Source organism: Nostocoides sp. F2B08, from assembly GCF_009184895.1.
Classification (GTDB): Bacteria; Actinomycetota; Actinomycetes; order Actinomycetales; family Dermatophilaceae; genus F2B08.
In genome coordinates, this window is the sequence record NZ_WESE01000005.1 from 173,607 (window position 1) to 188,475 (window position 14,869).

Here is a 14,869-nt window from a genome sequence, read left to right on the forward strand (position 1 = left end):
AGATCGGTGTGCGCGTGCTTAGGTTGGACACGACCCGTCAATGCCGATCCGTCCGGGCCGAACCCCGGGGGCCCCTCGCGGTCCGTCGGAGCGGCTGACACCTACCCACGGAGGAACCCATGAGCCTGTCCGTTTCACCCGGTGCGCAGCTGAGCGAAGCTGAGCGCGCCATTATCGAGGGCCGGCCCGAGAACTGCGCCGTCCAGTTCCGGGAGCGGGTCGCCAAGAGCGGCGCCAGGGAGGCGTTCCGCTACCCCGACGCCGCCGAGCAGTGGCAGTCGGTGACGTGGGGTGAGGCCGGGGAGATCGTCGACCGCCTCGCGGCGGGCCTGGTCGCCTTGGGCGTCAAGCACCAGCAGCGGGTCGGCATCGCGTCCGGCACGCGCTACGAATGGGTGCTGGCCGACCTCGCCATCATGTGCGCCGGCGCGGCCACCACGACGGTCTACCCCTCGACGATGGCCGACGACGTCGCCTACATCCTCTCCGACTCGGAGTCGCAGGTCGTCTTCGCCGAGGACCAGCTCCAGGTCGCCAAGCTCGTCGAGCAGCGTGACGCGCTCCCGACCGTCTCCAAGGTCGTCGTCCTCGACAACTCGGTCGCCGTCGACGACCGCGACGGGTGGATCATCACCCTCGACCAGCTCGAGACGCTCGGCGGCGAGTACCTCGAGCAGAATCCCCGCGCGGTCGACGAGGCCATCGAGGCGATCGAGCCCGAGCACCTCGCCACCCTGATCTACACCTCCGGCACGACCGGCCGGCCCAAGGGCGTCCGGCTGCGCCACTCCTCGTGGACCTACGAGGGTGCCGCGATCCAGGCCCAGGACATCCTCAGCGAGGACGATCTGCAGTTCCTGTGGCTGCCGCTCGCCCACTCCTTCGGCAAGGTGCTCCTCTCGACCCAGATGGCGATCGGCTTCCCGACCGCGATCGACGGGCGGGTGGACAAGATCGTCGAGAACCTCGGCATCGTCAAGCCGACCTTCATGGGCGCGGCCCCACGCATCTTCGAGAAGGCCCATGGCCGCATCGTCACGATGCAGGCCGCCGAGGGCGGCGCCAAGGAGAAGATCTTCAACAAGGCGTTCGAGGTCGGCCGCAAGGTGGATGCCCTCAAGCGTGAGGGCAAGTCGGTGCCGTTCCTGCTCAACGTCCAGCACGGCATCTTCGACGCGCTGGTCTTCAAGAAGGTTCGGGAGCGCTTCGGCGGTCGGGTCCGCTTCTTCATCTCGGGTGCCGCGGCGCTGAACCAGGACATCGGCGAGTGGTTCCACGCCGCCGGGATCAAGATCCTCGAGGGCTACGGCCTGACGGAGACCTCGGCGGGCTCCTTCGTCAACCGCCCCAACGACTACAAGTTCGGCAGCGTCGGCCCGGTCTTCCCGGGCAGCGAGGTCAGGCTCGGTGCGGACGACGAGATCCTCATCAAGGGCCCCGGTGTCATGGACGGGTACCACAACCTCCCGGAGGAGACGGCCAAGACCCTGGACTCCGAGGGCTGGCTGCACACCGGGGACAAGGGGTTCATCGATGAGGACGGGCACCTGAAGATCACCGGCCGGATCAAGGACCTGTTCAAGACGTCCGGTGGCAAGTACATCGCCCCGAGCGCGATCGAGAGCAAGTTCAAGGCGATCTGCCCGTACGCCAGCCAGTTCCAGGTCTTCGGCAACGAGCGCAACTACTGTGTCGCGCTCGTCACCCTCGACCCCGACGCGATGGCCACGTGGGCCGAGGAGAACGGCATGGCCGGCGCCTCCTACGAGGAGGTCGTCGCCAGCCCCGCGGTCAGGCAGATGGTGAGCGGCTACGTCGACGAGATGAACCAGGGTCTGAACCGCTGGGAGACCATCAAGAAGTGGCGCCTTCTCGACCACGACCTGTCGGTCGAGTCCGGCGAGCTCACGCCGTCGATGAAGGTCAAGCGCAACGTCGTCGAGAGCAACTACGCCAAGGTCATCGACGAGATGTACCACGCGGAGAACTGAGCCGGCACCGACCTGGGAAGCACCCCGCGAGGGGCGGCGAAGCGGTGGTCATCCTCGTCGATGATCACCGCTTCGCCGTCCCTCGCGGCGCCTGATGGGTATGCGGTGGTCCGGTCTGTGGTTGTACTCGTGGGTGGTGGTGCGGGTCAGGCGACGCCGAGGTCGGCGCGGGCGTAGTGCCGCTGCCGCTCCTCCTCGCCCATGCCGCCCCAGATTCCGTAGGGCTCACGCACGGTCAGGGCGTGCTCGCGGCAGGCCTGGAGCACGGGGCACGAGTCGCATACGGCCTTGGCCTGCTCGATCCGCATCCGCCGTGCGCGACCGCGCTCGCCGTCGGGGTGGAAGAACATCTCGGACGGGAGGACCCGGCAGGAGCCTTCGACCTGCCAGTCCCAAAGGTGGGCAGCCGGAACCGGTGCCTGCGCCTGGATCGCCATGCCTGCCACCGTAGGAGGGATCCGGTGATGATGGGGTCAGCGGAAGGTATAGGTTTCGTATGCATCGTCGCAGGTCGGAGGCGGTTTGCCTGCGCTGCGCGAACGGCTGGCGGGGCGGTGGGCGACCCCCGCATACAATCAGGGGATGAGTCTCGCAGCACCCGGGGCGGAGTCCTCCGACCACTCGCCGTTCGCCGAGCTCGGCCTGACCTACGACGACGTGCTGCTCCAGCCGGGGGAGACCGACGTCGTCCCCAGCGAGGTCGACACGACGTCCCGGCTGACCCGCGGGATCTCGCTCAGCGTGCCGCTGGTCTCGGCCGCGATGGACACCGTGACCGAGTCCCGGATGGCGATCGCGATGGCCCGGATGGGCGGCATGGGGGTGCTGCACCGCAACCTGTCCATCGAGGACCAGGCGTACCAGGTCGACCTGGTCAAGCGCACCCAGACGGGCATGATCTCCAACCCGGTGACGATCGGTCCCGAGGCGACCTTGGAGGACCTCGACCACCGGTGCGGCGAGTACCGCGTCTCCGGCCTTCCCGTCGTCGGGGTCGACGACGAGCTGATCGGCATCATCACCAACCGCGACCTGCGCTTCACTCCCGTCGCGGAGTGGGCGACCACCAAGGTGAGCGAGGTGATGACCCCGATGCCGCTCATCACGGCACCGGTCGGCATCTCCCGCGAGGACGCAACCCTGCTCCTGCGCCGGCACAAGCGCGAGCGCCTGCCGATCGTCGACGGCGACGGGCGCCTCGCGGGTCTGATCACCGTCAAGGACTTCGTCAAGAGCGAGCAGTACCCCAACGCGTCCAAGGACGGCGACGGCAGGCTCCTCGTCGGTGCGGCGGTCGGCTACTTCGGTGAGGCCTGGGAGCGCGCCACGACGCTCATCGAGGCCGGCGTCGACGTCCTCGTCGTCGACACCGCCCACGGTCACGCCCGCCTGCTGCTCGACATGATCCACCGGCTCAAGGGCGACCCGGCCACCCGCCACGTCCAGGTCATCGGCGGCAACATCGCCACGCGCGACGGGGCCCAGGCGCTCATCGACGCCGGTGTCGACGCCGTGAAGGTCGGGGTCGGGCCGGGGTCGATCTGCACGACCCGGGTGGTCGCCGGAGTGGGGGTTCCCCAGGTGACGGCCATCCACAACGCCGCCAAGGCGTGCCGGCCCGCCGGGGTGCCGCTCATCGGCGACGGGGGCCTGCAGTACTCCGGCGACATCGCCAAGGCCCTCGTGGCCGGCGCCGACACGGTCATGGTCGGCTCGCTCCTCGCCGGCTGCGAGGAGAGCCCGGGCGAGCTGGTGTTCATCAACGGCAAGCAGTTCAAGTCCTACCGGGGGATGGGCTCGCTCGGCGCGATGTCCTCGCGAGGCAAGAAGTCCTACAGCAAGGACCGCTATTTCCAGGCTGACGTCGTCAGTGACGACAAGATCGTGCCGGAGGGGATCGAGGGCCGGGTGGCCTACCGCGGCACCGTCGGTCAGGTGGCCCACCAGCTCGTCGGAGGGCTGCAGCAGTCGATGTTCTACGTCGGAGCCCGCACCGTGCCCGAGCTGAAGACCAAGGGCCGGTTCGTGCGGATCACCTCCGCTGGGCTGAAGGAGTCCCACCCCCACGACATCGTCGGCATCGTCGAGGCCCCCAACTACACCGTCAAGGGCTGAGGGGGCCGGACTCGGGGTCCGGACCGGTCGCCGCCGGCGGCTAGGCTCTGCCCCGTGAACGAGATCGAGATCGGCAGAGGCAAGCGGGGACGACGCGCCTACTCCTTCGAGGACATCGCCGTGGTGCCGTCGCGCCGCACCCGCGACCCCGAGGAGGTCTCGGTCTCCTGGCAGATCGACGCCTACCACTTCGACATCCCGGTCATCTCCGCCCCGATGGACTCGGTCATGTCACCGTCGAGCGCGATCGCCCTCGGCCGGCTCGGCGGACTGCCGGTGCTCGACCTCGAGGGGCTGTGGACCCGCTACGACGACCCCGAGCCACTGCTGGCCGAGATCGCCGCCCTCGACCCCGCCCTCGCGACGAGCCGCATGCAGGAGATGTACTCCGAGCCGATCCAGGCCGAGCTCGTCGCGGCCCGCCTCAAGGAGCTGCGCGAGGCGGGCGTGACCGTCGCCGGGGCCCTGAGCCCGCAGCGCACTCAACAGCACTGGAAGACCGTCGTCGACGCCGGGGTCGACCTGTTCGTCATCAGGGGAACGACGGTGTCGGCCGAGCACGTCTCGGGACAGGCCGAGCCGCTCAACCTCAAGCGCTTCATCTACGAGCTCGACGTCCCCGTCATCGTCGGGGGCGCGGCGTCCTACACCGCAGCGCTGCACCTCATGCGGACCGGTGCCGCGGGGGTTCTCGTCGGCTTCGGCGGGGGCGCGGCCTCGACGACCCGCCGCACCCTCGGCATCCAGGTGCCGATGGCGAGTGCGATCGCCGACGTCGCCGCGGCCCGCCGCGACTATCTCGACGAGTCCGGCGGACGCTACGTCCACGTCATCGCCGACGGTGGAGTCGGCACGAGTGGCGACCTCGTCAAGGCCGTCGCCGTCGGCGCCGACGCCGTCATGCTCGGGGCGGCGCTCGCCCGCGCCACCGACGCACCGGGTCGTGGGTTCCACTGGGGCCCCGAGGCCCACCACGGCCAGCTGCCCCGCGGCGAGCGGGTCGAGGTGGGTGCCGCGGCGCCGCTGCAGGAGGTACTGTTCGGCCCCAGCCGCACCGCGAACGGCACGACCAACCTCATCGGCGCCCTTCGGCGGGCCATGGCCACGACCGGCTACAGCGACGTCAAGGAGTTCCAGCGGGTCGAGGTCGTCGTCGCGCCCTACCAGGCCTGAGAAGGATCCGCGTGGGCACGGTGCTGCGGCGGGCTGTCGGGACGTCGGTCGCGTCACTCACCGCCGCTCTCGTCCTCACCGGCTGTGCCGGGTTCGGAGAGGCTCCTGAGCCCACCCGGCTCACGGCTCCACCGCCGGGTGCGCCGACGCTGGCCACGACCGAGGCGTTCAGCGAGATCGACGCGGAGCTCGTCGCGCGCATGGTCGGCCATCACCAGGAGGCGCTCGACCTCGCCGCCCTCGTGCCCGACCGCACCGAGACACCCGAGGTCGTCGTCCTCGCCCAGGACATCACGGACGCGCGCACCGGGCAGCTGGCGGAGCTGGTCGACCGGCTCGACGGCTGGGGCGTACCGACCGGGACCCGATCCGCCGAGCCGGCCACAGCCCTTGCCGAGGCCGAGGGCGCCGAGTTCGACCGGCTGTGGCTCGAGGAGATGACCGCGCACCACGAGGACGGCATCGCGCTCGCCGAGGACGTCCTGGGCAGCGCGTCCGACCGCCCCACCCTGACCTTCGCCGAGCGGCTCGCGGAGACCGAGCGGGCCGAGCTCGGCCGGCTGGAGGCGATGCGCGGCGGGTGACCCGCGCATACCGACCGAGCGCACGCGGCGAGAATCCTCACGTTCGGCCTCCCGATCGGGGGACGCGCGGTTACTTTTGGGTAATGACGGACGTCCTCATCGATCCCGAGACCGACCCCAAGGCCACCTACGCGATCGACCCGGCCCGGGTCCGCGCGCTCACGCGGCTCGCCGTGGCCTCCGGCGAGAGCCACCGCGTCATCACGCCGATGACGGGCGGACCACTCGCCACCGTCCCGTTCTCCACCGAGGAGGACGTGGAGGAGGCGTATGCGGTGGCCCGGGCCGCCCAGCCCGCCTGGGCCGCGCGCTCGGTCGCCGACCGGTCGAAGATCGTGCTGCGCTACCACGACCTCGTCCTCGCCCGGCAGCGCGAGCTCATGGACCTCGTCCAGCTCGAGTCCGGCAAGGCCCGACGGCACGCCTTCGAGGAGATCGCCGACGTCGCGATCTGCTCGCGGCACTACGGCCGCAACGCCGAGCGGTACCTGCGACCCCAGCGCCGCGGGCCGGGAGCCTTCCCCATCCTGTCCCAGTCGGTTGAGTCGCACCTGCCCAAGGGCGTCGTCGGCATCGTGTCTCCGTGGAACTACCCGCTCGCCCTGGCGATCACGGACGCGATCCCCGCGCTGCTGGCCGGCAACTCCGTCGTCCTCCGGCCGGACGCCCAGGGCATCCTCTCGGCGCTCGCCGGGCTCGAGCTGTTCCACGCGGCCGGGCTGCCGCCGGAGGTGTTCCAGGTCGTCCTCGGTCCGGGGTCCTCGATCGGCCAGGCGGTCGTCGACCGCGCGGACTACGTCTGCTACACGGGGTCGACGGCCACCGGCCGTCGGGTCGCGGCGAGCCTCGCGCCGAGACTGGTCGGCTACAGCATGGAGCTCGGCGGGAAGAACTCGATGTACATCGCCGCCGACGCCAGCCTGAGCAGGGCGGTCGAGACGGCGGTGCGGGGGGCGTTCTCCTCGGCGGGTCAGCTGTGCATCTCGCACGAGCGACTCCTCGTGCACACCGACATCTACGACGAGTTCGTCCCGGCCTTCGTCGAGGCGGTCAAGGCCATGCGGCTCGGGACCGAGCTGTCGTTCGGCTTCGACATGGGCTCCCTCGTCGGGGAGCAGCAGCTGCAGACGGTCACCGAGCACGTCGAGGACGCGCGACGCCACGGAGCCCGGGTGCTCGCAGGTGGACGGCACCGGCCGGACATCGGCCCGTTCGTCTACGAGCCGACCGTGCTGAGCGACGTGACCTCGGCGATGATGTGCCGAGACCTCGAGACGTTCGGCCCGGTCGCGTCGATCTACCGGGTCGGCTCGGACGAGGAGGCGATCGCGATCGCCAACGACACCCCCTACGGCCTGAACGCCGCGGTCATGACCGGATCGGTGAAGCACGGTCGGCGGATCGCCGCCCGGCTGCAGGCGGGGACGGTGAACATCAACGAGGCGTATGCGGCGGCCTGGGCCTCCAAGGGCGCCCCCATGGGCGGGATGAAGGACTCCGGCGTCGGGCGCCGACACGGGCGGGAGGGCATCGTCAAGTACACGGAGCCGCAGAACGTCACCGCCCAGCACCTGCTCGGCTTCGGCCCCCCGCCGTGGGTGAGCGACGAGATGTTCGCGACGACGTTGACCGCCGCGCTCAAGGTCATGAAGAAGGTCGGTGTGCGATGAGCGCGGCGCTCGACAGCGATCGGGTCGTCGCCGACGACGTCGTGGGCGAACAGACGAGCGAGCCCGACTACGACGTCGTCGTCATCGGGTCCGGTTTCGGCGGTTCGGTGGCCGCGCTCCGCCTCGCCGAGAAGGGCTACTCCGTCCTCGTGCTCGAGGCCGGTCGCCGGTTCGAGGACGAGGACTTCGCGAAGACGTCGTGGGACGTCAAGAACTATCTGTGGGCGCCGCAGCTCGGCTGCTACGGCATCCAGCGGATCCAGAAGCTCCCGGACGTCATGGTGCTCGCCGGGGCGGGCGTCGGCGGCGGCTCGCTCAACTACGCCAACACGCTCTACGTCCCGCCGCGGCCGTTCTTCGAGGACCGGCAATGGGGCCACATCACGGACTGGCAGGACGAGCTGGCCCCGCACTACGACACGGCGCAGACCATGCTCGGCGTCGTCGAGAACACGTGTGAGGGCCCGGTCGAGGAGGTCATGCGCCAGTCCGCCGACGACATGGGCGTCGGCCACACCTTCCGCAAGACCCCGGTCGGGATCTTCTTCGGCGAGCCCGGTCGCACGGTGCCGGACCCGTACTTCGGTGGTGCAGGGCCGGCTCGCACCGGCTGCACCCTGTGCGGCAACTGCATGGTCGGGTGCCGGGTGGGCGCTAAGAACACCCTGATGAAGAACTACCTCGCCCTCGCCGAGGGACTCGGCGTCACCATCGAGCCCTTGCGCACCGTCGTGCGCCTCGGGGAGGTTCCGGGTGCACCCGGTCTCCACCGCATACTCCACGAGCGGACCGGGCCGCGGCGCGCCCAGGACCGGCGCGTGACCACGGCGCGGCACGTCGTCGTCGCCGCCGGCACGTGGGGCACCCAGACGCTGCTCCACTCGATGAAGGCCGAGGGCGAGCTGCCCCGCCTGAGCGAGCGCCTCGGGCAGCTGACCCGGACCAACTCGGAGGCGATCCTGGGGGCGGTGACGCAACGGGTGCCGGAGCAGACCGACTGCACCCGTGGCGTCGCGATCACCTCGTCGTTCCACCCGGACGAGAACACGCACGTCGAGAACGTCCGCTACGGGCCCGGGTCCAACGCAATGGGTCTGCTCTCCACGCTGCTCGTCGCCGGCGACACCGAGCGGCCCCGTCCGATGCAGTTCCTGCGCGACCTCGTCCGTGACCCGGGCCCGTTCGTCAAGACCTTCCCGATGGTGCGCCGGTGGTCGGAGCGGATCATCATCCTGCTGGTCATGCAGACCCTCGACAACTCACTGACGACCTCGGTCAAGCGCCGGGCCGGACGGTGGGTGCTCACCAGCCGCCAGGGCCACGGTGAGCCGAACCCGACCTACATCAGGGCCGGCCATGAGGCGATGCACGTCGTCGCCAAGCGGCTCCAGGACGTCACGGGGCAGTACACCGCGGCCGGCGGCAGCTGGCCGGAGGTGTTCGACATCCCGATGACCGCGCACTTCATCGGCGGCGCGCCGATCGGGGACTCGCCGGAGTCCGGGGTCCTCGACCCGTACCACCGGCTCTGGGGACACCCCGGCATCAGCGTGGTCGACGGCACGGCGATCAGCGCGAACCTCGGCGTGAACCCGTCCCTGACGATCACCGCCCAGGCGGAGCGCGCTTTCGCGCTCTGGCCGAACAAGGGTGAGGCCGACCCGCGGCCGGAGCAGGGCCGGGCCTACCGCAGGATCGACCCGGTGGCACCGCGTCGGCGGGCGGTCGAGCGGTTCACGCACGTGGAGAGTGCGAGACTGGCGGGATGACGCAGCACCCCCTCGAGCTCTTCGCCGTCGACGGCCTCATCGACTCCGACGCCAAGGACATGCGCGACACCGTGCGCGCCGTTCTCGCCGACCGGGTCCGCCCGCACATCGCGCAGTGGTACGAGGACGCCACCATCCCCGCGCGCGAGCTGACGCGTGAGCTCGGCGCGCTGGGTCTGCTCGGCATGCACCTCGAGGGCTACGGCTGCGCGGGGACCTCGGCCACCGCATACGGGCTGGCGTGCATGGAGCTCGAGGCGGTCGACAGCGGGGTGCGATCACTCGTCTCGGTGCAGGGCTCGCTCGCGATGTTCGCCATCTGGCGCTACGGCAGCGAGGAGCAGAAGCAGGAGTGGCTGCCGCGGATGGCGGCCGGCGAGGCGATCGGGTGCTTCGGCCTCACCGAGGCCGACTTCGGGTCCAACCCCGGGGGTATGCGCACGTCGGCCAAGCGGGACGGCGACGACTGGGTGCTCAGCGGCTCGAAGATGTGGATCACCAATGGCGCCGTCGCCGACGTCGCGATCGTCTGGGCGCGTACGGATGAGGGGATCCGCGGCTTCGTCGTGCCGACCGACAGCCCCGGGTTCACCGCCAACGAGATCACCCGCAAGATGTCGCTGCGCGCGTCGGTCACCGCCGAGCTCGTCCTCGACGGCGTGCGGCTGCCGGCTTCGGCGATGCTGCCGGACGCGCGGGGTCTGTCCGGGCCGCTGTCGTGCCTGTCCGAGGCGCGGTTCGGCATCGTGTTCGGGGCGCTCGGCGCGGCTCGGGACTGCCTCGAGGTGACGATCGACTACTGCCGCGAACGCGAGATCTTCGACAAGCCGCTCGCGGCGTACCAGCTGACCCAGGCCAAGCTGGCCGACATGACGCTCGAGCTCGGCAAGGGCGTGCTGCTTGCACTCCACCTCGGGCATCTCAAGGACACGGTCGGCGTGCGCAACGAGCAGATCAGCCTCGGCAAGCTGAACAGCACCCGGGAGGCGATCGCCATTGCGCGGGAGTGCCGCACCCTGCTGGCGGCGAACGGCATCACCGGTGAGTATCCGATCATGCGGCACGCCAACAACCTCGAGTCGGTGCTGACCTACGAGGGCACCTCCGAGGTGCACCAGCTCGTCATCGGGCAGGCGCTGACGGGCGAGTCGGCCTTCCGCTGAGGCGGGAGCCGTCGGACGACCCTCGACCTGAGGCCCGACCCCCGCTGACGCACCCGACGTACCTGCCGACCGCCGTTCTGAGCCGATGCGCCGGATCTGCGACCTGCCTCCTGCAATATCAGGCGCCTGGTCGCAGTCCGGGTGCGGTGGGCGGGGATCGGGCTCCCAGCACGCCGGGGTACCGTGAGATGCACCCAGACCAGCCGCTCCGGGGACTCCCCGCGCCAGATCGACCAAGGCCAGCATGCTCCGCACCGCCCTCCAGCCGAAGTGGCTCGGGGCCCTCGTCCTCGCGACCGTGTTCGCCGCGGTCTGCGGGTGGCTCGGCGCGTGGCAGCTGGAGGAGGCCCGCGCGGAGGGCCGGGCGCAGGCGATCGAGCGCGCGGCGTCGCTGCCGGTGGCCCCGCTCACCGAGGTCGTCGAGCCGCAGAGCGAGTTCCCGAGGGACGGGTCGACCCGCCGGGTGACCGCGACCGGGACGTATGCGGTGGACGACCAGGTGCTCATCGCCGAGCGTCAGCTCGACGGTCAGGTGGGGTACTGGGTGGTCAGCCCGTTCGTCGTCGACGGCACCGGCGCCACGATCCCCGTGCTCCGCGGCTTCGTCGCCGACCCGGACTCGGCCCCCGCGCCCCCGACGGGAGGTATCGCCCTCGCCGGGGGGCTGGCGCCGAGCGAGTCGCCCCGCAGCGAGGCCGGACTCGCCGACGGGGTCTACCGCTCCATCGACCTCGGGCTGCTCGTCAACCGCTGGGACACCGAGGTCTACAACGCCTTCGTCTTCGCCACCGAGGAGACGGCGCTCTCCGGTGCCGACGAGGGTGCGCCCGCAGCCCTCGAGGGGCTGACCCGGGTCCCGCCACCCACGGGCGAGCAGAGCGAACTGAATCTCAAGAACGCTATGTATGCCGTCCAGTGGTGGGTCTTCGCGGCCTTCGCGTACTTCCTGTGGTGGCGGATGGTCCGCCAGGCCCATCGCGAGGAGCTCGAGGCGTCGCTGGACGACGGCCCGCCGGACCGGACTCCGGATCGGCCCCCCGCCGACGTGACCCCGACCGACCCAGCCGCTGCCGACCCAGCCCCTGATGCGGCCGAACCCGAACGCGCGGCGGGCGCACCGCATACCCTCTCCGTTCCGACGACCACAAGGACCAGGTGACGTGACCACGACCCCCTCCGCTTCCCCAGCCTCGATCGGCAAGGCCCTGAGCTTCTTCAAGGTCTCCGCCATCACCGCCGGTATCGCGATGTTCGTGCTCATCGCCGAGATGGTGCTCAAGTACGGCTTCGGCAACGACGTGCTCGCCTGGTGGAGTCCCGTCCACGGGCTGATCTTCATGGTTCTCGTCGCCGCGACGACCAACCTCGGCTTCAAGGTCGGCTGGCCGCTCGTGCGGATCGGGCTGATCCTGCTCGGGTCGTGCATCCCGTTCGTCGCGTTCGTCATCGAGCGCCGAGTCGCCGAGGAGATCGAACCGCTGACCGCGGATAGGGTTGCCGCGTGACTGCTCCCATGACCGCGAGGCCCGTCCTCGTGGTGGACTTCGGCGCCCAGTACGCCCAGCTCATCGCGCGGCGGGTGCGCGAGGCCAGCTGCTTCTCGGAGGTTGTGCCGCACACGATGTCGACCGAGGAGATGCTCGCCAGGGACCCTGCCGCGATCATCCTGTCGGGTGGGCCGTCGTCGGTCTACGCCGACGGTGCGCCGGGGCTCGACGGGTCGCTCCTCGAGGCGGGAGTGCCGGTCTTCGGCATGTGCTACGGCTTCCAGGCGATGGCGCAGGCGCTCGGCGGAACGGTCGAGCGGACCGGCCTGAGCGAGTACGGCTCGACCCCGGCCCACATCCTCGACGGATCGTCGACGCTGTTCAACGGCCAGCCCGCGGAGCAGTCGGTCTGGATGAGCCACGGCGACTCGGTCGGGTCCGCCCCGGACGGTATGCGCGTGACGGCTGCCACCGCCGGCGCACCGGTGGCCGCGTTCGAGGACGACGAGCGCCGGCTCTACGGGGTGCAGTGGCATCCCGAGGTCATGCACTCGACCTTCGGGCAGCGGGTCCTGGAGAACTTCCTGCTCCGCGGGGCCGGGCTGGCGGGGGACTGGACGCCGGCGAACGTCGTCGATGAGCTCGTCTCCTCGGTGCGCGAGCAGATCGGGGAGTCGCGGGTCATCTGCGCGCTGTCCGGTGGCGTGGACTCCTCGGTCGCCGCCGCGCTCGTCCAGCAGGCGGTCGGGGACCAGCTGACCTGCGTCTTCGTCGACCACGGGCTGCTGCGGGCAGGGGAGGCCGAGCAGGTCGAGAAGGACTTCGTCACCGCGACCGGTGTGGACCTCGTCGTCGTCGACGCCCGAGAGCGGTTCCTGTCGGCCCTGGCCGGGGTGAGCGACCCCGAGGAGAAGCGCAAGATCATCGGGAGGGAGTTCATCCGGGTGTTCGAGCAGGCGGCCCGCGACATCGTCGGGGCTCATCTCGGATCGGACGACCATCCGGTCGAGTTCCTCGTCCAGGGAACGCTCTACCCCGACGTCGTCGAGTCCGGCGGTGGCAGCGGCACCGCGAACATCAAGAGCCACCACAATGTCGGCGGCCTGCCCGAGGACCTCCAGTTCACGCTCGTCGAGCCACTGCGGCTGCTGTTCAAGGACGAGGTGCGGGCGGTCGGAGCCGAGCTGGGGGTGCCGGACGAGATCGTGAAGCGGCAGCCGTTCCCCGGCCCGGGGCTGGCCATCCGGATCGTCGGCGCGGTGAGCGAGGAGCGGCTCGAGGTGCTGCGTGCCGCCGACCGGATCGCTCGCCAGGAGCTGACGGCCGCGGGGCTGGACGACGAGATCTGGCAGTGCCCCGTGGTCCTGCTCGCCGACGTGCGATCGGTCGGGGTGCAGGGGGACGGCCGGACCTATGGGCACCCCATCGTGCTGCGACCGGTGTCGTCGGAGGACGCGATGACGGCGGACTGGACCCGGGTGCCCTACGACGTGCTCGCCAAGATCTCGACACGCATCACGAACGAGGTGCCCGAGGTGAACCGGGTGGTGTTGGACGTGACGTCCAAGCCCCCGGGGACGATCGAGTGGGAGTGAGCAGCCGCTACGGCACGTGAGCCGGGAGGCTGAGGCGGGCTTGCGGCTGCCACTCCCGCGACAAAGGAGATCGAGTGGGAGTGAGCAGCCGCTCCTGAGGTTTGTGTCATGGGGACACGCCGACGCCGCGCCTGCCTCGCCGGCGTGTCGCCATGACACAACCGGCCGGCCGATGTCGTGCGCGTGACGCCGGCGGTCGGTCGACCGGGGCGGAAGCAGCGGAACACCCGTCCCGCACTCGGCGTTGGGGGACAATAGATGTGCAGGACACGCGCGTCCATGGCCGGAAGGAGAACCCCACGATGCTCGCGGCACTGATCGGGCTGCTCGGACTCGGGGGTCTGGCATGGGGGACGACGCACTACGTCCGCTCCCGACTCAGCCCGCGGCTGCAGGCTCGCCGTGAGCGCCACCGTCGGATCGCCCTCGGAGTGGTCGCCGTGAGCGGGACCGCCCTTCTCATCCCCGACGTCATCGCCGGGCTGATCGTCGCGTCGACCGGTAGCTCCGGAGGTCTGGCCGCGGTCGGCTGGTTCCTGTACCGCCTCGTCGCCGTCAGCGCGATCGGCATCTCGCTGGTCGTGATGTGGCTGACCAGCGATCCCGTGACGAACAAGGTCCGGCGCGGTCGCGACGCCGTCGTCGCACGGGTGCCGTTCGGGCCGGCTCGCGACGTCCGCAGGATGCGTCGTTCGCTCGGCGCGACGTCGTTCCCGCAAGAGTGGAACGCGCTGCTCGAGTACGACCGGGAGCTGACCCGCCGGCTCCTGCGCTACCAGCGCGACGCCGACGCGGCCGCATCCGCCCCGATCATGGCCGACCTCGAGCACCCGCTCACCCGCGCGGCCGTCGACGCGATGTTCCGCTGTGACACGCTGCGCACCATGCAGCCGCCGGCGCACGTCCCCGACGTCCTCGCCACCGACTACGGTCGGGCGGTCGCGGAGTTCGATCGCGCCCTCGCCGCGGCCGAGGAGTTCGCCGCACGCAACGTCAGGTCGACGGTCGCTCCCGATGAGCAGCGTGTCGTGGCCGACGCGGCTCGGACGCTGACCTTCCTGCAGACCAACGCGACGACTCCGCAGGAGCGAGCCACCGCATACACGAAGATCAGCGAGAAGCTCGCCTCCGCCCAGGCCAGCGCGGGCGCGGAGGCGACCGAACCGGTTGCGCAGTCGTCCCACCCGTGGCTCACCGTCGAGGAGCGGGCGCGGGTCGGTCGCGACTGAGTCGCTGGACCCGGCCGTCCTGCGCTGCAACCAATTCGCTCATTCGCCCCCCGCGGCTCGTCGGGTAGCGCTAGCGTGTGGCCCAGGCCACAC

At 70.5% G+C, this 14,869-nt stretch carries 12 protein-coding genes; 11 read left to right on the top strand and 1 reads right to left on the bottom strand.

The window, feature by feature from the left end; genetic code table 11:
- Positions 1-119 precede the first annotated feature (119 nt).
- Positions 120-1,991 (top strand): long-chain fatty acid--CoA ligase, encoded by a 1,872-nt coding sequence (locus tag GA707_RS13360; protein WP_152178937.1) that lies wholly within the window; start codon positions 120-122, stop codon positions 1,989-1,991.
- Between the two features lie 146 nt (positions 1,992-2,137).
- Here GA707_RS13360 and GA707_RS13365 read toward each other — a convergent pair whose 3' ends face one another.
- Positions 2,138-2,428, bottom strand: coding sequence for a WhiB family transcriptional regulator (locus GA707_RS13365; protein WP_152178938.1), 291 nt, complete (start codon positions 2,426-2,428; stop codon positions 2,138-2,140).
- 145 nt (positions 2,429-2,573) lie between these two features.
- Between GA707_RS13365 and guaB the strand changes: the two genes are divergently transcribed.
- The 10 genes from guaB (at position 2,574) to GA707_RS13415 (ending at position 14,776) form a co-directional block, all read left to right on the top strand.
- Positions 2,574-4,106 (top strand): IMP dehydrogenase, encoded by a 1,533-nt coding sequence (gene guaB, locus GA707_RS13370; protein WP_152178939.1) that lies wholly within the window; start codon positions 2,574-2,576, stop codon positions 4,104-4,106.
- A 54-nt stretch (positions 4,107-4,160) separates the two neighbouring features.
- Positions 4,161-5,279: a GuaB3 family IMP dehydrogenase-related protein gene (locus tag GA707_RS13375; RefSeq protein WP_152178940.1), complete on the top strand. Its 1,119-nt coding sequence runs from the start codon at positions 4,161-4,163 to the stop codon at positions 5,277-5,279.
- An 11-nt stretch (positions 5,280-5,290) separates the two neighbouring features.
- A complete protein-coding gene (locus GA707_RS13380) occupies positions 5,291-5,863 on the top strand; it encodes a DUF305 domain-containing protein (protein WP_152178941.1) in 573 nt (190 codons plus the stop codon).
- Positions 5,864-5,946: 83 nt separating this feature from the next.
- Positions 5,947-7,533: a succinic semialdehyde dehydrogenase gene (locus GA707_RS13385; RefSeq protein WP_152178942.1), complete on the top strand. Its 1,587-nt coding sequence runs from the start codon at positions 5,947-5,949 to the stop codon at positions 7,531-7,533.
- A complete protein-coding gene (locus tag GA707_RS13390) occupies positions 7,530-9,302 on the top strand; it encodes a GMC oxidoreductase (protein ID WP_152178943.1) in 1,773 nt (590 codons plus the stop codon). The genes GA707_RS13385 and GA707_RS13390 overlap by 4 nt, the downstream gene beginning before the upstream one ends.
- On the top strand, positions 9,299-10,465 hold the full coding sequence (locus GA707_RS13395) for an acyl-CoA dehydrogenase family protein (protein WP_152178944.1): 1,167 nt from the start codon (positions 9,299-9,301) through the stop codon (positions 10,463-10,465). Before GA707_RS13390 ends, GA707_RS13395 begins: the two co-directional genes overlap by 4 nt.
- Before the next feature lie 244 nt (positions 10,466-10,709).
- A complete protein-coding gene (locus GA707_RS13400) occupies positions 10,710-11,624 on the top strand; it encodes an SURF1 family protein (RefSeq protein WP_152178945.1) in 915 nt (304 codons plus the stop codon).
- A 1-nt stretch (position 11,625) separates the two neighbouring features.
- Positions 11,626-11,970, top strand: coding sequence for a DUF3817 domain-containing protein (locus tag GA707_RS13405; protein WP_226963786.1), 345 nt, complete (start codon positions 11,626-11,628; stop codon positions 11,968-11,970).
- An 8-nt stretch (positions 11,971-11,978) separates the two neighbouring features.
- Positions 11,979-13,547, top strand: a complete 1,569-nt coding sequence (gene guaA, locus GA707_RS13410; protein ID WP_152178947.1) for a glutamine-hydrolyzing GMP synthase — start codon at positions 11,979-11,981, stop codon at positions 13,545-13,547.
- Between the two features lie 302 nt (positions 13,548-13,849).
- On the top strand, positions 13,850-14,776 hold the full coding sequence (locus GA707_RS13415) for a hypothetical protein (RefSeq protein ID WP_152178948.1): 927 nt from the start codon (positions 13,850-13,852) through the stop codon (positions 14,774-14,776).
- Positions 14,777-14,869 lie beyond the last annotated feature (93 nt).